Origin of the sequence: Acinetobacter sp. SwsAc2 (assembly GCF_013391465.1) — a bacterium.
GTDB lineage: Bacteria > Pseudomonadota > Gammaproteobacteria > Pseudomonadales > Moraxellaceae > Acinetobacter > Acinetobacter johnsonii.
In genome coordinates this window covers 19580-43849 of sequence record NZ_JACBEZ010000006.1, presented here as the reverse complement: position 1 = coordinate 43849, position 24270 = coordinate 19580, and the positions used below count along the sequence as shown (strand labels likewise).

At 40.0% G+C, this 24270-nt stretch carries 24 protein-coding genes; 14 read left to right on the top strand and 10 right to left on the bottom strand.

Going from position 1 to position 24270, the window contains the following annotated elements; translation table 11 throughout:
- Nucleotide 1 precedes the first annotated feature (1 nt).
- The 6 genes from HYI04_RS04275 to tviB all read right to left on the bottom strand — a co-directional run bounded on the left by HYI04_RS04275 (nt 2) and on the right by tviB (nt 7042).
- Complete coding sequence (locus HYI04_RS04275) at nt 2-1177, bottom strand: glycosyltransferase family 4 protein (protein ID WP_178895885.1); 1176 nt, start codon at nt 1175-1177, stop codon at nt 2-4.
- A 7-nt stretch (nt 1178-1184) separates the two neighbouring features.
- Nucleotides 1185-2114, bottom strand: a complete 930-nt coding sequence (locus HYI04_RS04270; RefSeq protein WP_218645659.1) for an ATP-grasp fold amidoligase family protein — start codon at nt 2112-2114, stop codon at nt 1185-1187.
- Between the two features lie 10 nt (nt 2115-2124).
- A complete protein-coding gene (locus HYI04_RS04265) occupies nt 2125-3072 on the bottom strand; it encodes an O-antigen ligase (protein ID WP_178895884.1) in 948 nt (315 codons plus the stop codon).
- A gap of 361 nt (nt 3073-3433) precedes the next feature.
- The gene (locus HYI04_RS04260) at nt 3434-4696 is read right to left on the bottom strand and encodes a flippase (protein ID WP_178895883.1); all 1263 of its coding nucleotides are present in this window, start codon (nt 4694-4696) and stop codon (nt 3434-3436) included.
- Nucleotides 4697-4698: 2 nt separating this feature from the next.
- Nucleotides 4699-5724 (bottom strand): NAD-dependent epimerase/dehydratase family protein, encoded by a 1026-nt coding sequence (locus HYI04_RS04255; RefSeq protein ID WP_178895882.1) that lies wholly within the window; start codon nt 5722-5724, stop codon nt 4699-4701.
- Between the two features lie 40 nt (nt 5725-5764).
- Entirely contained in the window at nt 5765-7042 is a 1278-nt protein-coding gene (gene tviB, locus HYI04_RS04250; RefSeq protein WP_178895881.1) for a Vi polysaccharide biosynthesis UDP-N-acetylglucosamine C-6 dehydrogenase TviB, read from the bottom strand.
- Between the two features lie 315 nt (nt 7043-7357).
- Here tviB and HYI04_RS04245 point away from each other — a divergent pair, with 315 nt between their 5' ends.
- From HYI04_RS04245 to HYI04_RS04225, 5 genes are all read left to right on the top strand, one after another.
- Nucleotides 7358-8461 carry a polysaccharide biosynthesis/export family protein gene (locus tag HYI04_RS04245; RefSeq protein ID WP_178895880.1) on the top strand — a complete coding sequence of 368 codons (1104 nt, stop codon included), beginning with the start codon at nt 7358-7360 and terminating at the stop codon, nt 8459-8461.
- On the top strand, nt 8461-8889 hold the full coding sequence (locus HYI04_RS04240) for a low molecular weight protein-tyrosine-phosphatase (RefSeq protein WP_178895879.1): 429 nt from the start codon (nt 8461-8463) through the stop codon (nt 8887-8889). Before HYI04_RS04245 ends, HYI04_RS04240 begins: the two co-directional genes overlap by 1 nt.
- A 17-nt stretch (nt 8890-8906) precedes the next feature.
- The gene (locus HYI04_RS04235) at nt 8907-11099 is read left to right on the top strand and encodes a polysaccharide biosynthesis tyrosine autokinase (RefSeq protein ID WP_178895878.1); all 2193 of its coding nucleotides are present in this window, start codon (nt 8907-8909) and stop codon (nt 11097-11099) included.
- A gap of 213 nt (nt 11100-11312) precedes the next feature.
- Nucleotides 11313-12017, top strand: a complete 705-nt coding sequence (locus tag HYI04_RS04230; RefSeq protein WP_178895877.1) for an FKBP-type peptidyl-prolyl cis-trans isomerase — start codon at nt 11313-11315, stop codon at nt 12015-12017.
- A gap of 53 nt (nt 12018-12070) precedes the next feature.
- Nucleotides 12071-12763, top strand: coding sequence for an FKBP-type peptidyl-prolyl cis-trans isomerase (locus HYI04_RS04225; protein ID WP_178895876.1), 693 nt, complete (start codon nt 12071-12073; stop codon nt 12761-12763).
- A gap of 125 nt (nt 12764-12888) precedes the next feature.
- On the opposite strand, the gene murJ is transcribed toward HYI04_RS04225, so the two are convergent.
- Nucleotides 12889-14445 (bottom strand): murein biosynthesis integral membrane protein MurJ, encoded by a 1557-nt coding sequence (gene murJ / locus HYI04_RS04220; RefSeq protein ID WP_178895875.1) that lies wholly within the window; start codon nt 14443-14445, stop codon nt 12889-12891.
- A gap of 77 nt (nt 14446-14522) precedes the next feature.
- The gene (gene ampD / locus HYI04_RS04215) at nt 14523-15095 is read right to left on the bottom strand and encodes a 1,6-anhydro-N-acetylmuramyl-L-alanine amidase AmpD (RefSeq protein WP_178895911.1); all 573 of its coding nucleotides are present in this window, start codon (nt 15093-15095) and stop codon (nt 14523-14525) included.
- Nucleotides 15096-15279: 184 nt separating this feature from the next.
- Here ampD and nadC point away from each other — a divergent pair, with 184 nt between their 5' ends.
- On the top strand, nt 15280-16125 hold the full coding sequence (gene nadC, locus HYI04_RS04210; protein WP_148827017.1) for a carboxylating nicotinate-nucleotide diphosphorylase: 846 nt from the start codon (nt 15280-15282) through the stop codon (nt 16123-16125).
- Between the two features lie 73 nt (nt 16126-16198).
- On the opposite strand, the gene rph is transcribed toward nadC, so the two are convergent.
- On the bottom strand, nt 16199-16915 hold the full coding sequence (rph, locus tag HYI04_RS04205) for a ribonuclease PH (RefSeq protein ID WP_004684198.1): 717 nt from the start codon (nt 16913-16915) through the stop codon (nt 16199-16201).
- 161 nt (nt 16916-17076) lie between these two features.
- Between rph and HYI04_RS04200 the strand changes: the two genes are divergently transcribed.
- Nucleotides 17077-17754, top strand: a complete 678-nt coding sequence (locus HYI04_RS04200) for a TetR family transcriptional regulator (protein WP_004684197.1) — start codon at nt 17077-17079, stop codon at nt 17752-17754.
- Between the two features lie 108 nt (nt 17755-17862).
- On the top strand, nt 17863-19497 hold the full coding sequence (locus HYI04_RS04195) for a PglL family O-oligosaccharyltransferase (protein WP_178895874.1): 1635 nt from the start codon (nt 17863-17865) through the stop codon (nt 19495-19497).
- Between the two features lie 72 nt (nt 19498-19569).
- On the opposite strand, the gene HYI04_RS04190 is transcribed toward HYI04_RS04195, so the two are convergent.
- Complete coding sequence (locus tag HYI04_RS04190; RefSeq protein WP_114836721.1) at nt 19570-20187, bottom strand: thiol:disulfide interchange protein DsbA/DsbL; 618 nt, start codon at nt 20185-20187, stop codon at nt 19570-19572.
- A gap of 180 nt (nt 20188-20367) precedes the next feature.
- On the opposite strand from HYI04_RS04190, the gene ubiG reads away from it, so the two are divergent.
- From ubiG to HYI04_RS04160, 6 genes are all read left to right on the top strand, one after another.
- Nucleotides 20368-21084: a bifunctional 2-polyprenyl-6-hydroxyphenol methylase/3-demethylubiquinol 3-O-methyltransferase UbiG gene (ubiG, locus tag HYI04_RS04185; protein ID WP_178895873.1), complete on the top strand. Its 717-nt coding sequence runs from the start codon at nt 20368-20370 to the stop codon at nt 21082-21084.
- Complete coding sequence (locus tag HYI04_RS04180) at nt 21081-21776, top strand: HAD family hydrolase (RefSeq protein WP_178895872.1); 696 nt, start codon at nt 21081-21083, stop codon at nt 21774-21776. Before ubiG ends, HYI04_RS04180 begins: the two co-directional genes overlap by 4 nt.
- 36 nt (nt 21777-21812) lie before the next feature.
- Nucleotides 21813-22559 (top strand): YciK family oxidoreductase, encoded by a 747-nt coding sequence (locus HYI04_RS04175; RefSeq protein ID WP_005401600.1) that lies wholly within the window; start codon nt 21813-21815, stop codon nt 22557-22559.
- Between the two features lie 153 nt (nt 22560-22712).
- Nucleotides 22713-23132, top strand: coding sequence for a hypothetical protein (locus tag HYI04_RS04170; protein WP_178895910.1), 420 nt, complete (start codon nt 22713-22715; stop codon nt 23130-23132).
- Nucleotides 23133-23282: 150 nt separating this feature from the next.
- Nucleotides 23283-23438 (top strand): hypothetical protein, encoded by a 156-nt coding sequence (locus HYI04_RS04165; protein WP_178895871.1) that lies wholly within the window; start codon nt 23283-23285, stop codon nt 23436-23438.
- Between the two features lie 246 nt (nt 23439-23684).
- Nucleotides 23685-24068, top strand: a complete 384-nt coding sequence (locus HYI04_RS04160; protein ID WP_178895870.1) for an RcnB family protein — start codon at nt 23685-23687, stop codon at nt 24066-24068.
- Nucleotides 24069-24270: the final 202 nt, after the last annotated feature.

Sequence of the window (24270 nt, the reverse complement as noted above, 5' to 3'; positions counted from 1 at the left end):
CCTAAAATATATTATTTAAAGAATGATATACAGATAGTTCTTTCTTAATGGCCGTATCCCAAGAAAATTTTTCAGGTAACTGTAAAATATCCCTTTTACCAGAAAGGAGCTCTATTGTTCTATTTGCCACATTATGAACAAAGTTTCCATCTAATTCAAAACAGTTTTCACTACCAATTGCCTCAGGAATTCCTCCACGATTGGAACCCACCACACAGACCCCACAAGCTTGAGCTTCTAAAGTAACACGAGGTAACCCTTCATTCAAACTAGGTAGAACTAACAAATCTAAGGAATTCATAATATCTGGCACTTCCTCTGGTTCTTTTTTCCCCATCAGATATAGATTATTAATCTGTTGCTCACAAAATTTTTGTTCTAATTTAGAGTCTAAATTACCATCTCCTACGACTATAAAGCTTACATCATTGTTTAATCTTTTTTGAATTTCTTTAAATAAAGCAGGAAGAATTAAAACATTTTTAATTTCAACTATATTCCCAATAAAACCAACAATATATGTAGTTTTTATTTGATATTTATCACGTAATTGTTTTATTTTCTCATTTGAAAATCTATAAAAATTCTTAGCTGGTCCAGTATAAAGTACCCCTTTACTTGCGTCTTTACTAATTTTGTCAGAGATTTTCATTAACTTTTCACTAACGAAAAAATTATGATCAGCCATATCTAATAATTTTTTTACTTCACATTTAGTCTGAATAGTATGAAAAGGAGTAATATTAATATCTGATCCATGCCATGTAGCAACAAAAGGAATTTGATATTTTTCCTTTACAAGCACAGATAAATAATGAGCTTCTATACCATGAGTAGATAATAAATCATAATTTTTAAAGAGATTTGAATATTGCTTTAGTTTCTTAGGACAGATCACAATTCTTTTATGTAAATAATGAGTTATTAAATAACTAAAAAAATCCATTTTAAGCCATAGGTTTTTGAACTTAACTCCATCAACCAATGTAAACTCCTCGCGTTTACATTTAGGTGTTTTTTTCTTTAAAAAACCTAATATAAAGCCATATTCAATGCGAATCATATAGCAATCTACATCTGGCTCGACAAGCATTAAATGCTTTGTCCTCTCTAAAATATTATTAAACATTCCTTTTTTATTAGTTGGATCACCAACTAAAATTTTAGCTATCTTCATAAAGTCTCTACTTAAAATTACTCAATTTTTCTAAGTGAATCCAATCTCCTAATACTTTATCCCAAATTTCCGGCTGAAATGGCATAAGACCGCCTCCTTGGAAAAAAGTTAATTCTCCTAAATATACTCTCCCATTAATATTATAGAAATCTACTCGAAGATGAGGGAAGCCTAAAGACAGCTTCCTTGCTAACTGTTTCATTAATTCCCAGTTAGCAGGAATTTCAAAATGTTGATTAGATTGAGGATATCCAGGTCTAGAAATATCCAACTTATTGAAATCCATATCATAAAAATCAAAGTAGCAAGTATCTGTATGCCTTCCATGTGCTATATACATAATTTTAGGCTCACCATCAAAACAATAAAATTTATAATCATATAAATCATCTACTTCATTATCTATTAAAAGAGCTTCCGCCATAATCCTAGGCTTAACATTTTTATATGGCCATTCGCGTGAAAGAAAATAATGCTGTCTATTTAAATGCTTACTTAATTTGTTTTTAGCATATTCTTTATCTAACTTATTTTTATCACGAACAATAATTACACCACCTTGATCATGAGTAGTTTTAAGAACAAAGCTTTTGGGTAACACATTGAAATCAATTTCTTCAAAACTATTCCAAGTACCATAAGATTTAACAATAAAATCATCACCGATAATATTTCTTGCAAATTCTTTTGCAAGAAACTTATCTACCATTTTCGTCATAACAGGTGTTTTATAGTGAATTTTTAACCATTGCAATTTTTCATTATATGTTCTAGGCTTATTTAAATTAAGTTTATAACCAGTTTTCAATGGAAAAAGTAACTTTAAATAAAGAGCATCACTAAAAATTGGGGAAATTAAATACAAAATCTTAATTAAAAGAATTCTTGGATTATTAAGAAAGGTTTGAAATTTTCTTAAAATAACTTTCATATTCATACCACACCCTTTAAATACAATTAGTTTTCTTTTCGAACTTACTGCGTCCAATAAGAAAAGCGATTAATAGTGTTATTATTACACTAGAGTATGAGTTAAAAACCATTGAAAAAAGAGTAATAAGAAACCACATAAAAATTATAGCTAACAAAACCAACTTATATTCTTTCTTAAATTTCTCTTTATAGACTATTTTCAGTAGACCTAAGAAAATAAGAATATATAAGAAGAATCCTAATAAACCAAAATTTATTAGAATTTCAAGCCAATCATTATGAGCAAAATTCCCAGTAGAGGATAAATCTAGCGTACTAGAAAATCCATAACCAAAAATGAAATTTAAAATATTATCGCTATTATACCAAGCCCCTAATAAACTTGAGTAAATAATATCTCTACCACTCCCACCATCATCTATCCTTGAAAATCTATTAATTAAGTACTCATTACTTAAAAAGTACTTATATAAATATAACACTAAAAACCCCATACAGAAAGTTAATAGAATATAACTACGAACTCTATATTTATGATCAACCATACTCAACCTATGATATATAAAAAATAGAGATATTAATACACCAGCTATTAGAGCTCCTCTTTTAGATCCTTGTATAATGAAGGAAAAAATAATACCAAAAAACAAGATAGAAACCAAGTTTCTTTTTACTATAAATAAATAAGGAACTAATAAAACAAATTGATAAGCTAAATTATTTACTACATCACTACTATCATTATCTCGACTTAATAAAATTAACTTCTCAGAATAATTAAAATTCAGAATTGTTACTAAAAACATTAATAGAAAGAAGCGTAATAAATGCTTTTCAGTCAATTTCCCATTTTTAGCTAAGTAGTAAAATGGAAATAAAGGTAACAAGAATAAAAGTATTGCCTTAATTTGAGAAAAATAATAAGGATTTCCTATATCTAGAGTAATTAAATAACCTATCATACACAATATCAATAGTGCAGACCAAGCTCCAATAAATAGACTCCGATGTGCTTCCAATAAAATAACTTTATAACTATAGTAAATAGAAATTATAAATATTAGAAGAAGTGAAATTTGTGTAAACACTGTCCCCTTTGGTATTACAAATCCTTGAGATAGATACACCAAAATACTTAGTAACAGTATTTCTCTTATACAACTTAGCTTACTAACTTTTAGATTGCTCATAAGTACTCAGCTTAATTTCCATAGAATACCCATATAATTAACCTTAGATCTGAATTAAAAGATTTATAAAAAGAATTAACTTATTCGAGAATATAAAATTACCTTTAAGCATCTAAAGCATCCCTTTTCATTTTTAAACACTTATCCTCTTAATACTTTTAGCTTTAAACATTATACTTAAACCTAGGATAGCTCTAGTTAATGTAACTGTAATAGCCGCTCCTATAAAATCATAAAAATAGATTAATGGAAAACATAATGTAAATCCTATTAAAGAGCTTATAACCGTAATATTTTTTAAAGATCTCTCATACCCATGGATAATCATATAATTAACTCCATAAGTACTACTTAATGCTAAAAACACTAAGGAACAGGCTATAATTTGCAGAACAATAATCGATTGATAGAACTCAGGTGTAAAGAAAATCTTTATAATAAAAGGAGCTACTAAGATCAAAACTATAGAAGCGACTATTGATATAGAAATATTAATCTTAACATAGATATTATGTTTATTTGCCTTCCTAGATAAAAATGGAAAAAATACACGTGAAATAATATTAATGAATTGCTGAGCAATATTTGCAAACTTACTACCTGCATCTAGTAAACCATTTGCTACACTACCTCCCCAAAAACCAAGTAGCACTAATGAAAAACTATTATAAAAATTCGGCACTATATTATTAATAAATATATCCTTACTATTTTTTAAGGTTATCAGAGTTTCTTTATATTTAGGAGGTAATATTTTAACCTTCCATTTAAAAATAATTAAGTATAATGAAACTATACCTACTAATATTGAACCTAGACTTAAAAATAAAGGTTGTAAAATAAAATCAGATTTTTCTTTAACAAATAAAAAAATACATGCTGTAAAAATAGCTTTAGAAATTAAATCAAAAATTGTAATAAATTTCATTTTTTCTATAGCTTGAAAAAACCAGTCAGCAAATAAAATTTTAGCTGGTATAAGCATAAATGTAATAAATAATAATGTTTGATTATCTTTTAAATAAGAAATAAATTCAGTAAGAATGAAAAGTATAATGAAAGAAATTAAAGCGAGTAAACTTTTAGCCCAGAGTACATTAGAAAAAATTTCAGAAACTTTTTCTAAATTATCTCTATTACGCGCAACATCACGGGTTGCAGTATAACTAAAACCCCAATCAGTAATTGTCTGAAACCAAACTATTACTGCTGCTGCAAAGGCAATTTTACCAAAACCGTCCACCCCTATTACTTGTGCTAAATAAGGAATAGTGAGTAATGGAAAGATATAGCCAGTAACTTGCATTATCATCAGATAACCAAAGTTACTGGCTAAAGCCTTACCATCTTTATTATCACTTAAACGATTTTTAAGTACCTTAATTCTATTTAGCATATTTACTTACTGAAATTGATATACCAAGGCATAGCTTGATCAATTCCTTGTGCAATTACAAATTGTGGCTGATAACCTAATAAGCTTTTAATCTTTTCAATACTAGCTTGAGAATGTCTTACATCTCCAGCACGAAAATCACGATATACAGGTTCTTTCATATAAATCACATCATTTTCACTTAACGCAGCTTTAATGGCATTAAACAAATCATTTAGCGTGGTACGGTCTCCCACTGCCACATTATAAACCTGATTTTTAGCTTCATCATTTTGCGTAGTGGCTGCCAGAATATTGGCCTGCACCGTGTTTTCAATAAAACAGAAATCGCGACTGGTTTCGCCATCGCCATTAATAAAGACATCACCACCAGCAATCATGGCTGCGGTCCATTTTGGAATGACTGCAGCATAAGCCCCATTCGGGTCCTGACGCTTGCCAAAAACATTGAAGTAACGCAAACCAATCGCTTTAAAACCATACGTCCGTGCAAATACTTCCGCATACAGCTCATTTACATATTTGGTGACCGCATAAGGTGAAAGCGGCTTACCAATATTGTCTTCAACTTTTGGTAATGCCGGATGGTCACCATAAGTTGAACTGCTGGCGGCATAAGTAAAACTAGATACTTTAGCATCACGTGCAGCCGTCAACATATTCAAAAAGCCGGTAATATTGGCTGCATTGGTGGTAATCGGGTCAGCAATCGAACGTGGTACAGAACCTAAAGCAGCCTGATGCAAGACATAGTCCACACCTACACATGCTGTCTGGCAATCTTCAAAATTACGGATATCACCTTCATAAAACTTGAAGTTTGCCCACTGTTCAGGCTTGACCAGACTTTGCACTTCATCCAGATTATGCTGATGACCTGTGGCAAAATTGTCCAGACCCACCACATTTTGGTTCGACTTTAAAAGGGTTTCCAGTAAATTTGAGCCAATAAAACCCGCCACGCCTGTCACTAACCAAATTTTTGGTGCCTGTTGTAATTGCTCACATACTGTTTGATATTGGCTCATTAACCTGTCATTCCTTATTCTTTATTTATTTGCACTTTACTTAGAGTCGAATATCGGCTTCTTTCGCATCTAACACATATTTTAAATCATAGAGTACGTGCGCTGGTTTACCCAAAGCACGAATTTGCGCTGCACCCATCTGTTTAAACTGCTCATGCGCCACCGCTAAAATAATCGCATCATAGCTATTGTCACTCACTGACTGTAAAGGGCGAATGCCATATTCATGCTCGGCTTCCTGCACATCTACCCAAGGGTCATATACATCTACATCTATTTGATATTCTTTCAGTTCAGTCACAATATCAATAATTTTAGTATTACGAATATCTGGGCAGTTTTCTTTAAAGCTTAAGCCTAAAACCAGAACCTTGGCACCTTCGACCTGAATTTTTTTCTTGATCATCGCCTTGACCAGCTGGGTAACCACATAAGCCCCCATACCATCATTTAAACGACGACCTGCCAGAATAATTTCAGGGTGATAACCGATAGACTGCGCTTTATGGGTTAAATAATATGGATCCACCCCAATACAGTGCCCACCGACTAAACCTGGACGGAAAGGTAAAAAATTCCACTTGGTTCCCGCAGCCTGCAATACCGCTTCAGTATCTATACCCAACTTATTAAAAATAACGGCCAATTCATTAATTAAAGCAATATTCACATCACGCTGGGTATTTTCAATGACCTTGGCTGCTTCAGCCACTTTTATACTCGCGGCTTTATGTGTACCTGCTTCAATCACCAAGTTATAAACCTGATCTACAAAATCTGCTACTTCTGGAGTAGAGCCTGAAGTGATTTTTAAAATATTGGTGACTCGGTGTAGCTTATCGCCTGGGTTAATCCGTTCTGGGCTATAGCCTGCAAAAAAATCCTGATTAAATTTTAAGCCTGACACTTGTTCCAAAACTGGAATACAAGCTTCTTCAGTTGCACCTGGGTATACCGTAGACTCATACACCACCACATCGCCTTTTTTGAGTACTCTCCCAATGCTGGTAGAGGCTTTAATAAGTGGGGTTAAATCAGGTTGTTTAAATTCATCAATTGGCGTTGGAACAGTCACAATAAAAAAATTGCAGCTATTCAAATCATCTAAATTAGCGGAATAAGTCAGTTGTGTTGCTTGTTTAAGTTCTTCTGGAGACACTTCTAAAGTGTGATCTTGCCCATTTTTTAATTCTTGTATGCGTTTTTGATGAATATCAAAACCCACCACTGGCAATTTTTTTCCGAATTCAACTGCCAAAGGTAAACCGACATAGCCTAAACCAATAACGGCAATTTTTAGCTCAGAGAGTTGTAGCATTTTAGCGCCTTTAATTTATATCTGTATTTTATGAAGAATGAATCTTTCGGCAGGGATACTAGCAGAAATTTATGAAATTTCTATTATGATTTGTGCTCAAGTGACGTGAAAAAGATTGCAATGTATGATTTTTGTGAATATTCACTTTTTCTATTTAGAATAACTTCATAAGTTTTTAAGAATTCTCTTTTCTACTTTAAGATTCTGCCAAATATGCAAAATGGTTACAAATTGCTATATACCTCTTTCACAAGTTCGGTAAAATGACAGCAATTTATCCAAAACGATTTTAAAAAATTAATAATGGGATCTCGCGTGCGACACTTTCAACTGGCTATTTTATTGGCATGTGGCATTGCCACTACGGGGTGCGCTGTCACCTCTGGTTTACAAACCTACGACTTACCTCGCGAAGGGGTTTACACCACCGACTTGGGTACAGCGGTCAATGTGATTAAACTCACCCAAGACTCAATGCTTGCGGTACAGCCTGCAGTTCACAATATTCAACAAGACTATGCGCATCTATTCAATACACCTCAACGCCAATACCGTTTAAGTTCAGGTGATATTCTCTCTATTTATTTATGGGCCTATCCAGAAATTACTCCACCTACCAATAACATCAACAATGAGCAAGCGATTCAATCTAACGGCTATCAAATTGACTCACAGGGTTATATTCAGTTTCCGATTATCGGGCGTTATAAAGCTGCAGGTAAATCTTTAGCGCAAGTGAATCGTGAGTTGCGCGGTCAATTGGCACGTTATTTAAAAACCCCAGACGTGATTGTACGAGTTTTGTCTTACCAAGGGCAGCGATACTCGGTACAAGGTAATGTCATGAAAGGCGGGCAATTCTATTTAAATGATCAACCTGTGAGTGTCTATACCGCACTGGGTATGGCAGGCGGGGTCAATGCCCAACAAGGTAACAATGCCTCAATGACTTTAGTCCGTCAGGGGCATAGCTATCAACTCAATACCGTAGAGTTGGAAAAAGCAGGCTTGTCATTGCACAACTTACTCATTCAACCGAATGACACCTTGTATGTCAACAACCGTGAAAACCAAAAAATTTATGTCATGGGTGAATCGGGTAAAAATCAATCGCTCCCTATGCGTGATCAAGGCATGAGCCTGAGTGATGTACTCGGCGAAAGCGAAGGTCTCAATCCACTGTCGGCCAGCCGTAGCAAAATTTATGTGCTACGCAGTCAACCAAGTGGTGCGCAAACTGAAGTCTATCATCTGGATTTAAGCAGTATTGCCGACTTTGGTCTGGCCAATCAGTTTAAAATGCGCAGTAATGATATTGTCTATGTCGATGCATCGGGCCTTGCGCGCTGGCAACGTGTCGTAAATCAACTTATTCCTTTCTCTAGTGTCGTTTATCAACTAGATAATTTGGGTAAATAATGAAAATTAACAATATTCTGGTGGTCTGTATTGGCAATATTTGCCGTAGCCCAATGGCGGAATACTTTTTAAAACAGGAATTTCCGCATTTACATATTGAGTCTGCCGGTATTTCCGGGCTGGTCGGTCATGCAGCCGATGACAAAGCCAGCCTGTGCATGCAGCGTCTAGGGATTGATATGAGCCCGCATGTGGCCCGCAAGCTGAATGCCGAGCTGGTCAAGAAAGCCGACCTGATTTTAGTGATGAGTCAGAACCAGCAAAAACATGTGGAACAGACCTGGCCCTATGCCAAAGGTAAAACCTTTAGGCTCGGCCACTGGCAAAGTAAAAATGTGGCCGATCCTTACCAGCATGATCAGACAGTATTTGATGACACCTGCCAGCTAATTCAGGCCTGCATTGCAGACTGGAAAAAATATATTTAACTTTCGAATAAAAGACTATGAGCCAAAATACCAATACAGAAGATACCATTGACCTGAAGGAATTGTTTTTCTCCTTAATTGCCCAGTGGAAACTGATTGCTCTCTGTGTCATTTTAAGTTTGGTCTGTGCCTTACTTTATTTAAGAACCACACCGAATACCTATCAGGTCGATGCACTGGTTCAAGTCGAAGAAAATAAAGGGGCATCTGCAGCCTTATTGGGCGATTTGTCCGATATGATTGAGCAGAAATCACCGGCTCAGGCCGAAATTGAGATTTTAAAATCGCGTCTGGTGCTTGGTACCGTCATTGATCGCCTGAATTTAAATATTCGCATTCACGGTACAGAAGACAGTTTCTGGAACCGCTTACTGAATAAGCACGAGTATGACAGTGAATATTCGGGCAAATCCGTGCTGTTTAAAGACAACCAGAAAAGTTTTGATGTACGCAGCTTTGAGATTCCAGATTACTACCGCGATAAAAATCTGCTGCTTCGTTTCTCGCAAGGTAAATTTAGTTTAACGGATTCAGCCACAGAACAGGTGGTCTTTTCTGCCCCACTGAACCAGACCAGCCAGTTACAGTCTGAGTATGGCCTATGGAAAGTCGGTATTTATAGTCAGGACAGCTTTGATACTACTTACCTGATCCAAAAGCAAAGCCTGCCTGCTGCGGTTCGCAGCTTGCTCGCTGACTATTCGGTGGCCGAAAAAGGCAAACTGACCGGTGTGCTGGGCCTCAACTACCAGGGTACTGACAAGCAGCATATTACCCAGGTGCTCAATGCCATTTTAGCGGTCTATAGTCAACAGAATATTGAACGTCGCTCGGCTGAAACCGCACAAACCTTAAAATTCCTGGAAGATCAGCTGCCTGAACTGAAACAGCAACTCGATGTGGCTGAACGTGAATTTAACCGTTTCCGCCAGCAGTACAATACGGTCGATGTCACCAAAGAATCAGAGCTGTATCTGACCCAAAGCGTGACCCTGGAAACCCAAAAAGCTGAACTGGAACAGAAAGTGGCTGAAGCCTCAGCCAAATATACTGCTGAACATCCAGTCATGCAGCAAATGAATGCGCAACTAGGAGCTATTAATAAAAAAATTGGTGAGTTAAATGCGACATTAAAAGAACTACCAGATTTACAACGTCGTTATTTACAGCTTTACCGTGAAGTTGAAGTCAAACAGCAGCTATATACTGCCCTACTTAACTCTTATCAACAGCTACGAATTGCAAAAGCGGGCGAGATTGGAAATGTTCGTATTGTCGATACAGCAGTGGAACCGATTGAGCCAATTGCACCGAAGAAATTACAGATTTTAATTCTCTCTATTTTCTTAGGTGGTTTCCTCGGTACACTCTTGGCATTATTACGTAATATGATGCGTTCAGGGATCAAAGACTCCTCTCAAATCGAAAATGAGTTGGATCTGCCCGTGTATGCAACGGTTCCTCGTTCACCTGTACAAGAAAGCCGTATTAATATTTTAAAGAAGAAAAAGAATATTCCTATTCTGGCTGTTAAAAATAGTGATGATATCGCTATTGAGAGCTTAAGAAGTATGCGTACAGCCATTCATTTCGCGCTAAGCTCTGCCCGAAATAATCTAATCACAATTTCAGGCCCTGCGCCAGAAGTTGGTAAATCCTTTATCTCAACGAATTTAGCCACAATTTTGGCGCAAAGTGACAAACGCGTATTAATCATAGACGCAGACTTACGTCGCGGTTATTTACACAAGTATTTTAATCTCGACACACAACCTGGCTTAACAGAGTTACTCAATGGTCAACAAAGTTTAGAAACAGTCATTCGTCATACAGAAGTACCTGGCTTAAGTGTAATTTCTCGCGGGAAAAGTCCTGCGAATCCTTCTGAACTACTAAGCTCTAACCAGTTTAAAAATCTATTAGAGCAAATGTCAGAGAAATTTGATCATGTGATTATCGATACTCCACCAGTCTTAGCCGTGACGGATGGCATCATTATTTCTCAATACACAGGTGTTAACTTAGTGATTGCCCGTTATGCGAAAACGCAGATGAAGGAGCTTGAATTGACCCTGAATCGCTTTGAACAAGCTGGTGTGAAAGTCAATGGATTCATTCTAAACGATATTCAGCGTTCAAGTTCAGGCTATGGCTATGGCTATGGCTATAATTATGCTTATGCCTATAAAGCCAATAAAGAATTAGACTAAATACATCCTCTAACCGATAAAAAGCCAGAACTTGATTTCTGGCTTTTTATTTTGTATGACAAACGTTTATATATTCAAATCCTTATAGTTTTTTTAAGGACTTCGGCATATATTAATTTGAAAATGTACTGGTGGTACAAAACACGTCATTCATGAAGTCTGCTAAGATGCTAAAAAACTTTTTGAATGTAATAGAATTAGGAAAAATTTCACATGAGTAAAGCCTTACCCATTGCTGTAGCTGTTATTCTAGGCGGTGCTGCACTGGTTCCCGTTTATTATGCATCTCAACACCCAGCTTCAGCCGAAGCCCAAGTTTCACAAAATGCATCTGCCGTAGAAAAAATTAGCTATGCACTGGGTTATGAGGTTGCTCATCAAACTCCACCAGAACTCGATATTAACAGTTTTTTAATCGGTGTCCGTGCCGGTCATGCCCGTAGCCAACCCGCCTATAGCGAAGAAGAATTAAAACAAGCTTATGAGCAGTTCCAACAAGAAATGCAGCAAAAACAGGCCAATGATGCGAAGCAAGCACAAACAACCAGTGACAGCTTCTTAACTGAAAATGCGAAAAAACCTGGGGTGAAAACCACAGCGTCAGGCTTACAGTACAAAATTACGCAAGAAGGCACAGGCAAGCAACCCTCTGCCAGCTCTGTCGTGACCGTGCATTACAAAGGCCAACTGGTCGATGGTAAAGTCTTTGATAGTTCACTTGAACGTGGCGAGCCAATTGAGTTCCCATTAAATCAAGTCATTCCAGGTTGGACTGAAGGTCTACAACTCATGAAAGAAGGTGGGAAAGCGACACTTTACATCCCTTCTAACTTAGGCTACGGCCCACAAGGTGTACCCGGCATGATCCCAGCCAACAGCACGCTTATTTTTGATGTTGAACTGATCAAAGTAAAATAAGACAAGTCAATCAAAGGAGAGCTTTTGCTCTCCTATTTTATTGAGAATACGATATGAAAATTCAAACAACATTACTCTGTGGCTTGTTACTTTCTACACCTGTTTTTGCTGCACCGATTAATAATAAAAGCAGCATCAACCAACAAGTCGGTTATAGCTTTGGCTATCTCATGGGTCGGAGCAATGCCGAGTCAATTCAAGATTTAGATCTCGATGCTTTTGTACAAGGGTTACGTGAAGCATCTAAAGGCCAAGCTGCGTCATTAAGCGATGAAGAAATGGCGCGTGTACTCACCCAATATAAACGCCAAGCCGAGGCAAAACAGTTATTAGAAGTTAAGCAACTGGCTGATAAAAATGCCAAAATTGGTGCAGCCTTTTTAGCTGAAAATGCGAAAAAAGCAGAGGTAAAAACGACGGCTTCAGGCTTGCAGTATATGGTTTTACAACAAGGCCAAGGCAAGTCACCTAAGGCCAACAGCAAAGTCAAAGTCCATTATGAAGGACGTTTGATTGATCAAACCGTTTTTGACAGCTCGATTGCACGCCAACAGCCTGCGGAGTTTCAAGTCAGCCAAGTGATTCAAGGTTGGACTGAAGGCTTACAGCTAATGAAAGAAGGCGCAAAATATCGCTTCTTTATTCCCGCTAAACTGGGCTATGGCCAAATTGGTTCAGGCGATGTGATTGAACCGAATAGTACCTTGATTTTTGATGTGGAACTGATTGAAGTGTTGCCAAAATAAGGTAGCAATGCAAAGGTAATGCTATATACAAAATAAAAAACCTGATCTTCGTGATCAGGCTTTTTATTAATTTCAATCATTTTCAAATCAAGCCATGCTTTTTTAAGCTGCGAACTCCGCTTGTTTTAGGCTTCATGTTTGAGATGACGTGGTCTAAAGCCTGTTAGAAGCAAACCAACCGCATAAGCCACAACGCCGACCACGCACAGCCCGATCACTTCGGCAACGCGAATCCACTGTGACACATCACCATTATACCAAGTCAATGCATACCACAAAGCCACAATCATCACGGCGTTAGAAATACCAAACTGGATAAACAGTTTTTTCCAGTGTGCGCCAAAACGGAAAATATCGCGCTTGTGTAGATAGAAATACAACATCCCCGCATTCACCAGAGCAGAGCCCGAAGAAGCTAAAGCCAAAGCCATATGCTCTGCCTGCCAGTCAATCAATTTAAAGAAGCCAATAAACACCACGTTTAAAATCGCATTTGCGGCAACGGCCATTAAACCGACACGGACTGGCGTTTTGGTGTCTTGCTGCGCATAAAATCCAGGTGCAAAGACCTTAATCAACATAAATGAAATCACCCCAGCACTCATACATTGCAGCGCCAAAGCCGTCATTTGCGTATCTTCAATGGTGAATTGACCGCGTTGGAACAGGGCCTGAATAATGGGGGTCGATAACATAAACAGTGCAATACTGGCAGGCACCCCCACCAAAACAATCACCTTCGCAGCCCAATCCATCATGCCACGAAACTTCGACATATCTTGCTCTGCATGACGGGTCGACAATGCGGGTAAAATCACCGTGCCGATCGCTACCCCAATCAAGCCCAAAGGTAACTCGGTCATGCGTTCCGCACTGTACAACCATGACACTGAACCATCTTGCATAAACGAAGCCCAAATGGTGTTCAGGAGTAAGTTGATTTGCGTGACAGAAACACCAAATAGCGCAGGCAGCATCAATTTCATGATGCGATCCACCCCTTCATGTTTAAAATCGACTTTCGGCGGAATCAGTAACTTTTTATGCCAAAGTTCAGGAATTTGGATCGCCAGTTGCAATACACCCGCAGCAATCACCGCCCAACCGAGTGCCATAATCGGTTCTGCCATATACGGCGTCAGCCACCATGCCCCCGCAATCATCGCAACATTCAGCAATACTGGTGAAAAGGCGGGCGAAGCAAAGGAACCATAACTATTTAAAATACTGCTGGCAAATGCCGTCAACGACATAAACAATAAATAAGGAATGGTAAGGCGGAACATTGAAACCGCGAGGTCGAACTTCTCTGGATCGGCATGGAAGCCTGGTGCATAGATGTAAAGCACCGCTGGAGCGGCGACCATAGCGAGGAAGGTTAAAGCCGTCATAACGGTCATCAAACAACCAAAGACTCGGCTAATCAGAATTTGAACTTCCGCATGGGTACGCCCAGTTTTATATTCGGTCAGTACTGGAATAAACGCCTGTGAAAATGCTCCCTCAGCAAATAACCGACGGAAGAAGTTCGGGATACGAAAGGCCACAACAAAGGTATCGAAATCTTTCCCTGCACCAAAGACATTTAGTAAGACAATGTCTCGTACCAAACCCAAGACCCGAGAAAGCATGGTCATTGCACTTACAATTACGGTTGACCGCCACAGCGCCATCGTATCCACCTAGTTTTTCATTTGCCGCTATTGTAATGAAACTTCAGCGAATATTTGATTGTTTAATGTTGTTGTTGACTCTCAATTCATTGACTTTTTAACTGCTGCAAACGATTTCGATAGCCTAACCAATCAAAAAATGCGCCTGGATCGGTCTTACGTCCTGGCGCAATATCGGAATGTCCTGCCAAATGCTGCTGAATTTGAGGATAGGCCTGTTGTAAACAGGCCGTCACGTGTACCAATGTTTCATATTGGGCATCTTCAAAAGGCAAGTCATCACTACCCTCCAGCTCAATGCCAATCGAATAATCATTGCACTCTTTCTTGGCCAGATAGCTTGAGCGTCCTGCATGCCATGCACGGTCATTAAAATTGACAAATTGTAAGACTTCGCCACTTCTTAAAATCAGTAAATGCGCTGAGACTTGCATGCCTTGAATAGTTTGAAAATATGGATGTACTGACCAATCCAATTGATTTTGAAAAAATTGTTCAATATAGCCGCCACCAAATTGTGAGGGAGGCAAACTGATATTATGGATGACAATCAGTTGAATCTCAGTATCAGCAGGACGTGCGTTAAAATTAGGCGATGGAATTTGTCTCGCTCCCAGCAGTTGCCCTGCTTGCACTTGAAACGACGGAATGACCTGCATATTTTTATTCCTCAAACCCATTACGCCCTTTGGGCAATCTTTTTTAATGTCTCTCATGCTAAATCTTTCCCCGTCATTTCTCAAATTGGTCAGCGTTTGATTTTGAAATTTTCACGCCTTTTTCAGGAAAAATGCTAATATATTGCGCAATTTTCATGGCTTCTATAAAGATACGGACAATCGGATGAGCATATCGCAGCAACTGCTTGAACAATCTATTCAACTGAATATTCAACAAGCATTACAAGAAGACATCGGTGATGGCGACATTACGGCGCTTTTGACGCCTGAAGATGAACAAGCGACTGCGACCATTATTAGCCGTGAAGACATGATTCTTGCTGGTCAACCTTGGGTTAATGCATTAATTGCAGCTTTTGATCCAAGTGTACAAATCACGTGGCTCAAAAATGATGGCGATCTGGTTCGTGCCAATGAAACCATTTTTAAACTGGCGGGTTCAGCACGCAGCTTACTTACGGTTGAACGCCCTGCACTCAACTTTGTACAAACGCTATCTGCTGTGGCCAGCAAAACTGCGGAATATGTCAAACAGCTCGATGGCTTAAACACCAAGTTGCTCGACACCCGTAAAACCCTACCGGGTCTGCGTATTGCCCAAAAATATGCTGTCGCGGTCGGTGGTGGTCAAAACCACCGTTTAGGTTTATTCGATGCTTTTTTAATTAAAGAAAATCACATCATGGCAGCAGGTGGCATTGCTCAAGCCATTGCCAAAGCGCATCAAATTGCCCCAGGCAAACCTGTCGAAGTCGAAGTTGAAACTTGGGCTGAATTAGACCAAGCATTGGAAGCCCAAGCCGATATCGTGATGTTAGATAACTTTAGCCAGCAACAAATGATTGATGCGGTCAAGCATGTTGCTGGACGTTGTAAACTGGAAGCGTCAGGGAATATCACCATTGCCAACTTGCGTGAAGTCGCAACTACAGGCGTGGATTATATTTCGATGGGTGTATTGACCAAAGATGTCAAAGCAGTCGACCTTTCTATGCGTTTTAATGCTTAGTTTCAACAACTTGTATCAAACGACACCCAATAAAAAACGCACTCTCAAGTGCGTTTTTTTATTTGGTTAAAACTTACCAACCCAGTGCTTGCTGTTGTTTTTTCACCAATTCTTGAATGCCCTTTTCTGCCATTTCTAACATGGCATTGCACTGTACACGGGTAAATGGTTTATCTTCTGCCGTGCCTTGAATTTCAATAAATTCGCCAGCTTGGGTCATGACCACGTTTAAATCAGTTTGGCAGTTTGAGTCTTCTTCATAGCACAAGTCTAAAAGCACTTCGTCTTGGAAAATACCGACTGAAATTGCAGCCACTAAGCCTTTTAATGGATCTTGCTTAATTTTCTTTTTCTCAAGCAACGTATTCATCGCATCAATGAGAGCCACCGCAGCACCAGTGATCGCAGCAGTACGTGTACCGCCATCTGCCTGAATCACATCACAGTCGATGGTAATGGTGTTTTCACCTAATTTTTTTAAATCCACCATGGCACGTAGACTACGACCAATCAAACGTTGGATTTCTTGAGTACGACCACTTTGCTTACCACGCGCAGCCTCACGGTCACTGCGGGTATGCGTCGAACGTGGCAACATGCCATATTCGGCGGTTACCCAACCCTGACCCTTGCCTTTTAAAAAGCGTGGTACTGAGTTATCAATACTTGCCGTACAAAGAACTTTGGTATGACCAAACTCAACCAATACCGAACCTTCCGCATAACGTGTGTAGTTACGAGTAATGGTGACATCACGTAATTGATCTAATGTTCGTTGGTCGATACGCATAATACGCCCTTCATCTGACTAAATAGGTTGGCGCATAGTATAGCAGAAGCAGACCCAAAGCATTTGTCTGACTGCATTGCATTTGTAATTGATCGCCTGTTTCCCTACCCATCCATATTCTTTGTTAAACTGAAGCTTAAAAGAGGCTGAGGCAATCATCTATGTCGATTCGAGAAGAACGTAAACAACAAAGCCGCCAAGCTTTGCTGAATGCTGCATTACAACTCAGCACCTCTGGACGTTCCTTTGCTCGCATTAGTCTGCGTGAAGTCACTCGCCAAGTAGGGTTAGTACCGACCGCTTTTTATCGTCACTTTAATGATTTGGATGAGCTGGGACTTGAACTGGTCGATCAAGCTGCGCTCCACATCAAAAGTATGTTGACGCAATTAGGACAAAGCTATGTTTATGGTCCACATGCCACGATTGAGCATAGTTTAGATCTATTTTTTCATGCTGTAGAGCAACATCCTGAACAGTGGATTTTCTTGATTGGAGAACGTTGGGGTGGGTCAGCCTTGATCCGTGCAGCCGTTGAGCGAGAAATTGCCTTTTTAATCGATGACTTCGCCCATGAACTAACCCGTATTGAAAGCATGCAACATATTCATGACAGCGAAGACCTCAAAGTATTGGCCAATATTTTAATGGATGCCTCCTTTAACTGGGCCATGCGCTGGATTGGTTTGAGTCGAGATGTAGCTCTCGATAAACTCCAACAGCAGCAGGCTGCATTTAAACTGCAAACCATCGTGCAGATTCAACTCATGTTCCGTGGAATCTCCAATTGGCAACGACCATCTGCTCAAACCAAACACGCCAATCCGACTTTGCATTAAGCCGCTCGCAGACGCAATTTTGGTGTATTACAAAATTTTTAATGCGCTTTACTCAAACTTGGATGCTTTTTCACTATCATAGAGCCAGTTTTTTCATCTGTAGCTCCTATGCGTTTTTTTCTTTTTTTAGCGGCGAGTGTCTGTATTGCCTTGGCATGGCTATTGCCCATTCATTATCGCCCTTGGGTCACCTATACAGGTGAATTGTTTGCATTTTTATCTTTATTTGCACTCTCTGCCTTATTTTTAAAAGAAAAACTCTTGCTCCCGAAAGTGAGTCTGCCACTATTGCTATTGAGTCTGGTGCCCTTCATTCAGTACGGTTTTGGCGAGCTGTTCTTTTTCAGCAAAGCACTGATGTGTGGCTTATATATCTTTGCATTCTGGCTGAGTATGGTTTTAGGTTTTAACCTGAGCCAAAAACCCTTAGAACGTGAGCAATTATTTAGTGGTCTGTGTAGTGTATTTTGGTCGGTCGGTCTGGTAACAGCGCTCATCGCCACTTGCCAATGGCTCAATATTGAACAGTACATTCCCGGCATGACCACTTTACAAAGCAATCGTCCTTATGCCAACTTTGCTCAGCCGAACAATATGGCGAGCTTTCTGATTCTGTCCTTACTCGGCACACTGTACCTATTTGAAAAGAAAAAATTCAACTCGATTCTGCTGTGCGTCAGTGCTGCATTGATGTTATTTGCGGTAGCCCTGAGTCAGTCCCGCACATCATGGGTCGCAAGCATTTGCGTACTGCTGTATTTGCTCTATCAACAGTACAAGGGTGTGGTTCAACTGAAGTGGTATAGTGCCCTTGCATGGTTTGCGTTGTTCATTGCATTCACTGCGTTTATTCCACAGCTCAATCACCTTTTGGCTCAACTGTCTAATGTCGAAGTGACCCAAACCCGTGATGCAGTTGCACGGGCAACGGGCGATATGTCACGTCTTGTGATTTGGCAACAAATGCTCCATGCCATTGCTGAGCGACCTTGGTTTGGCTATGGTTGGCATCAAACCAGTGTGGCTTACACCCTAATCAGTGATCAGTTCCAAGGCCCCGTTTGGGTGAAAAGTGCGCACAACTTTATTCTCGACTTTATTGTGTGGAATGGATTAGTGATTGCGATTCCATTTTTTGCCTATCTCAGCTATTGGGGCTATCAACTGCAAAAGCATGCAACATCGCTCGAATCTGTGATTGGCCTTCTGATGGTCGGCGCTTTACTGATTCACGGTATGCTCGAATTTCCGTTGTTCTACGCTTATTTCTTGCTGCCAATCGGATTGATTCTAGGCATTATTCAATCTCAGCAAAAAGTGAAAACGTGGACTTTACCGAGCTTTGCCATGCCGATTACATTTACTGTCTGTGTGGTCTTGGTCGCACTGATTATTCGTGACTATGAGTTGATGGTACCGAAGCTGAATCAAGCTTCACGTTATGAACAGACTCCTGAAAAGTTCACCAATCACGATCATATTTTACTGCTGTCGGAGTTTAACCGCCGCATTGAATGGATTCAGTTAAATCCATACAGCAAAGTCAGCCCTGAGCAAATTCGTGACTATGAGGAAATGGTGCTGAACTACCCGATTCCCTATGATTTGACCAAATTTGCCAAACTCTTGGCCTTTAATGGCTATGAAGCCGAAGCCCGTCATCAACTGTGGCGCTTAAAAACCTTAAGAAAAATTGAGCTACGTTATGAGGATTTATTGCAGCCTGCATCAGCCGCGCAATAAACGTTTTTAACCCATAAAAAAGCCTGCTGACGCAGGCTTTTTAACTTAATAAGGACTTAAAACAGATTAAGCTTATTTTGCAGCACGTTCTTTTTCAATCAAGTAATCCACGACTTGAGTCACTTTAGCATCTTCACCTTGCACAATATATTTACCATTCACCGTCACCGCAGGAACACCACTGAGTTGATAGCGCTTGGCTAAGTCTTGTGCTTGGGCAATTTTTGAAGTAATCGCAAATGATTTATACGTACTGTTAAATTTCGCTTCTGGAATACCAAACTGAGTATAGAACTTGGCTAAAGCAGGTTGCTCTAGAATCGGTTGATTTTGATCATGAATGGCATGGAATAACGTCAGGTGAGTCTTTTTACGCACACCCAAGGCCTCAGACACATAATAAGCTCGCGCCGCTTGTTCCCACACTGGATTCATGGCTGCTGGGGTACGCACAAAACGTACATCTTTCGGTAGTTTTTTCAACCAAGTCTGCATATGCGGTTCAAGTTTAAAACAGTGACCACAGCCATACCAAAAGAATTCGCGGACTTCAATTTTTCCTGGCACTTCCACCTGTACAGGTGTTGGTACGACGATATAGTCCTGACCTGCCACAAAATTTGCAGCCATTGCACTGCCCGAAATTGCGAAAACAGCGGTTGCTAAGCCACTCAAAAGGAGTTTTTTCATTGAACTTATTGTCCTCAAAATCATTATGATAAGTTTATGCAAATACTATAAATCAAATATGCCAAATTCGTTTTCATTCTGTGAACTTTTTTCAGGCTTTTATCGCTTTTTCTAGAATAAACGCTACACTAAGCCCTATTGAACGTTTTAAATATCATGACTTAAATTGAGGTGCCGACGATGTCGCAACTGAATGTTGATCCACAAGAAATTGCCAAATTTGAAGCATTTGCTGCCATATGGTGGGATCAGCACTCGGAGTTCCGCCCTTTACATATGATCAACCCACTACGCTTAAACTGGATTGATGAACATGCAGGTGGACTCAATGGAAAAAAAGTCCTTGATGTCGGCTGTGGTGGCGGAATTTTAGCTGAAAGTATGGCACGTCGTGGAGCAAATGTGCTCGGCATTGATATGGGCGAAGCCCCTCTGAATGTGGCACGTTTACATGCAGAACAAGAAGGTGTTGAGCATATCGAATATCGCCAAATTCCAGTGGAGCAGCTCGCAGAAGAACAAGCAGGACAATACGATATTGTGACCTGCATGGAAATGTTGGAACACGTGCCCAATCCAGCCTCAATCATTGAAGCCTGCCATAAACTGGTGAAACCAGGTGGTCATGTATTCTTCTCCACCATTAACCGTAATCCCAAAGCCTACCTGTTTGCCATTATTGGCGCTGAATATGTCCTGCGCATGTTAGCCAAAGGCACCCACGATTATCAAAAATTCATTAAGCCCTCAGAACTGGCACATGATATTCGCGGCGCAGGGCTCAAACTGAAAGACATGACGGGTTTACATTACAATCCCTTGACCAAACGCTATTGGTTAGCGCCAAATGTCGATGTCAATTACATGGTTTATACCGTCAAAGAAGGTGCTGCATGAAAGCCGTCTTATTCGACCTTGACGGCACACTGATCGACACTGCCGCCGACTTTATTCGCATTATTCAAGACATGTGCCATGAAAAAGGCGTCGCTGTGGTCGATGCAGACCTGATCCGTAGCCAAGTCTCCGAAGGTGCACGGGCCATGGTGAAATTGGTTTATCCAGAACTTGCGGTCGAAGACCCGATTTTTCTGGCACATCGTCAGCGTTTTTTAGATACCTACGGTGCCGATATCGCAGTAGATACTGACCTGTTTTCGGGCATGTATCCGCTTATTGAAAAACTTGAAAACCAAGAGATTCCTTGGGGCATCGTCACCAATAAACCACGCTGGCTCAGTGAAGCATTATTAGACGCGCTGAATTTGACAGAACGCTGTGCGGTTTTGGTCTGCCCAGAGGATGTCTCGCAGACCAAGCCTGATCCTGAGCCGATGTATTTGGCTGCCAAGCACATCGCGATTGCGCCTAAAGACTGTATCTATGTTGGCGATCATCCACGTGACATCGATGCGGGTCGTAACGCACAGATGTATACCATTTTGGCGGCTTATGGTTATTTACCATTCGCGCACAAAGATGACTTAACAGCGTGGCAGGCAGATTGTATAGTGAAGACTGTGGCTGAATTGGACGATGTTATTCAGTCTCTTGTGAGTCAAACTACACCGTCCAACTCACTGACTTGATCACAATTAAAAAATCAAAATAACGAGGAGGTAATGATGAAATATTCAGAATATCAACCTCGCCCCGATCTGCTCAAAGATCGCATCATCTTAATTACAGGTGCGGGCGATGGTATTGGTCGTGCTGCTGCATTAAGTTATGCCCTACACGGCGCAACGGTGGTGCTGCATGGACGTACCTTAAATAAGCTCGAAGTCATTTATGATGAAATTGAAGGCTTAGGTGCGCCGCAACCTGCAATTTTACCCTTGCAGCTGTCGAGCGCCTCTCCTCGTGACTATGAATTACTGGTCGACACCTTAGAACGCCAATTTGGGCGCCTAGATGGCATTTTGCATAATGCGGGCATTTTAGGTGAGCGCACCGAACTGGAAAATTATCCTGTCGATGTCTGGGATGATGTGATGGCCGTCAACTTGCGTGCGCCATTCGTTATGACTCAAGAGTTAATGCCACTCCTGAAAAAATCTGAGCATGCCTCCGTGGTTTTTGCCAGCTCAGGTGTCGGACGTGAAACGCGTGAACGTTGGGGCGCATATTCAGTGTCTAAGATCGCGATTGAAGCGGTCAGCCAACTGTTTGCCAAAGAAAATACCTCACCGAATATCCGCTTTAACTGTATCAATCCGGGGGCGACCCGCACTGCAATGCGTGCAAAAGCCTATCCCGATGAAGATCCAAAAACATTGCCAACGCCTGAAAATATCATGCCTGCCTATCTGTACTTGATGGGCGATGACAGTTTGCATATGAATGGTCAAAGTATTGATGCACAAGACTAAAATGTGTCACTCAAGAGGAAGCTTCGGCTTCCTTTTTTTATGTATCAAACTGAAGCTTAGTCATCTGCAACATGATCTCAAGGTTCAGAAAAGGTTGTCTTTTTTCAATTTTTGCGGATACTGATGCTCAACTCCATTTTTGAAGCATACGCCATGACGGACTTGAGCAACATCACTGTACAACCCACTGAAGATGGTATGGTTAGCCTGTTGATTGACCAACAACCCATTTCAGAGAAATATGGAATGAAGTTTGAAGCCAGTATTGTGGAGGAACTTCAAGCATTGGAAAATGGCACCACACTGAAACTTTTCGACCAGTTTGTTTTTGCCCATACCGACTTGAACTTTGAACATAGCTATCATTACGTCACGGTCATTGCTAAGAATGATGAACAATACAAAGCAAAGAAAAGCTTTGTGTATCGCATCAAAATTGAAGGTCAGCCCGACATTGAGCATGCCATCAGTAAAAATGGTGAACCGATGACTGCAGCCGATGTACGTGAATTTATCCAAGCGCATGTGCAGAAGTCATTGAGTGATTATACCGACCTCAACTACGCTTATTAAGCCGAATCAGCCAAGTTGAAAACTCAGCTTGGCTAGCTAGATATTTTAAATCGTATTTTTAAATTACTTTAATAAAAATATTCGGTTTTTAAGATCAACATTTCCTATTTATCATTCTGATTGATCAAGAATTGAAAATAAGGATGCAGCATGGCTGATTTGCAACGTAAACATGACACCATTCGTCATATCCATCATTTACAACTCCCCGAAAGCCTGATTTGTGCTTTGGAGGATGCCAAACAAGCTGAAGCAGTGGTTCATTCAATCCGTTCATTACAACATCTAACGCAGCAGTGGAATTAAATAATGCACTATGCGTTCTTTGACAAAGGGAGATCTGAGCCCTCAAAATGAGTCAAAAATCAGAAGATACAGACTGTTTGCTTTGGACTTTAGCGCAATTGATGATTTAATTCAGGCTTAGAATTGGGCATAATCTTCTTAATATCTCTGCATTTGTTAATAAATACCCAATTCATCTTCACAGTTTCTCTGCATTTTTTTCGTACATTATAGGAAAGAATGAAATTACCTTAATGAGGATTCAACATGAAAAAGATTTTGACAGTATTGGCAATCTCTTTCAGTGCTTTGATGGCAAGCAGTCTCGGTACTGCTGCCCCTCAGTTTGACCACGATCATCCACGCTATGGCAATGAGCCACGCGGACGTGACTTTCGCGATTCAGATGATGACGATCAGCAAGATCGTCGACGTATGCGCGAAGAGCGCGGTGTCAAACGTTTACAACAGCATAAATGGCAACAAGGTTATGTCATGCCACAGCATTACCGTGGTAACGGCTATAAAGTCGAATATAAAGACCATAATCTTCCAAAGCCAAACCGAAACCAGCAGTGGTACAAAATCAACAATGACTACATCTTAGTCGACGCAGACAGCAACAATATTCTGCGCATTATGGGGCTTTAATCTGCGCTTCATTTTGTACAACTCAGCGACATTATTATTGAAACCTGAATCAACACCCTTTCACCCGCTTTAGCACGACTACATACTCCTCTTAAGAGACCACAGTCAGGCACAGCATGGAAGGCGTTGTTTCAGGTTTTTTATGTGCCAAAGCTTTTGTTTGCAAGCATTGCAGAAAAACAACCATCTCCTCAGTCTCTTC

Bases quoted from the DNA above. Each gene is read 5' to 3' on its own strand.
- HYI04_RS04275 (WP_178895885.1), bottom strand. From the start codon at position 1,177: ATGAAGATAGCTAAAATTTTAGTTGGTGATCCAACTAATAAAAAAGGA.
- HYI04_RS04270 (WP_218645659.1), bottom strand. From the start codon at position 2,114: ATGAATATGAAAGTTATTTTAAGAAAATTTCAAACCTTTCTTAATAAT.
- HYI04_RS04265 (WP_178895884.1), bottom strand. From the start codon at position 3,072: ATGATAGGTTATTTAATTACTCTAGATATAGGAAATCCTTATTATTTT.
- HYI04_RS04260 (WP_178895883.1), bottom strand. From the start codon at position 4,696: ATGCTAAATAGAATTAAGGTACTTAAAAATCGTTTAAGTGATAATAAA.
- HYI04_RS04255 (WP_178895882.1), bottom strand. From the start codon at position 5,724: ATGAGCCAATATCAAACAGTATGTGAGCAATTACAACAGGCACCAAAA.
- tviB (WP_178895881.1), bottom strand. From the start codon at position 7,042: ATGCTACAACTCTCTGAGCTAAAAATTGCCGTTATTGGTTTAGGCTAT.
- HYI04_RS04240 (WP_178895879.1), top strand. From the start codon at position 8,461: ATGAAAATTAACAATATTCTGGTGGTCTGTATTGGCAATATTTGCCGT.
- HYI04_RS04235 (WP_178895878.1), top strand. From the start codon at position 8,907: ATGAGCCAAAATACCAATACAGAAGATACCATTGACCTGAAGGAATTG.
- HYI04_RS04230 (WP_178895877.1), top strand. From the start codon at position 11,313: ATGAGTAAAGCCTTACCCATTGCTGTAGCTGTTATTCTAGGCGGTGCT.
- HYI04_RS04225 (WP_178895876.1), top strand. From the start codon at position 12,071: ATGAAAATTCAAACAACATTACTCTGTGGCTTGTTACTTTCTACACCT.
- ampD (WP_178895911.1), bottom strand. From the start codon at position 15,095: ATGCAGGTCATTCCGTCGTTTCAAGTGCAAGCAGGGCAACTGCTGGGA.
- nadC (WP_148827017.1), top strand. From the start codon at position 15,280: ATGAGCATATCGCAGCAACTGCTTGAACAATCTATTCAACTGAATATT.
- rph (WP_004684198.1), bottom strand. From the start codon at position 16,915: ATGCGTATCGACCAACGAACATTAGATCAATTACGTGATGTCACCATT.
- HYI04_RS04200 (WP_004684197.1), top strand. From the start codon at position 17,077: ATGTCGATTCGAGAAGAACGTAAACAACAAAGCCGCCAAGCTTTGCTG.
- HYI04_RS04195 (WP_178895874.1), top strand. From the start codon at position 17,863: ATGCGTTTTTTTCTTTTTTTAGCGGCGAGTGTCTGTATTGCCTTGGCA.
- HYI04_RS04190 (WP_114836721.1), bottom strand. From the start codon at position 20,187: ATGAAAAAACTCCTTTTGAGTGGCTTAGCAACCGCTGTTTTCGCAATT.
- ubiG (WP_178895873.1), top strand. From the start codon at position 20,368: ATGTCGCAACTGAATGTTGATCCACAAGAAATTGCCAAATTTGAAGCA.
- HYI04_RS04180 (WP_178895872.1), top strand. From the start codon at position 21,081: ATGAAAGCCGTCTTATTCGACCTTGACGGCACACTGATCGACACTGCC.
- HYI04_RS04175 (WP_005401600.1), top strand. From the start codon at position 21,813: ATGAAATATTCAGAATATCAACCTCGCCCCGATCTGCTCAAAGATCGC.
- HYI04_RS04170 (WP_178895910.1), top strand. From the start codon at position 22,713: ATGACGGACTTGAGCAACATCACTGTACAACCCACTGAAGATGGTATG.
- HYI04_RS04165 (WP_178895871.1), top strand. From the start codon at position 23,283: ATGGCTGATTTGCAACGTAAACATGACACCATTCGTCATATCCATCAT.
- HYI04_RS04160 (WP_178895870.1), top strand. From the start codon at position 23,685: ATGAAAAAGATTTTGACAGTATTGGCAATCTCTTTCAGTGCTTTGATG.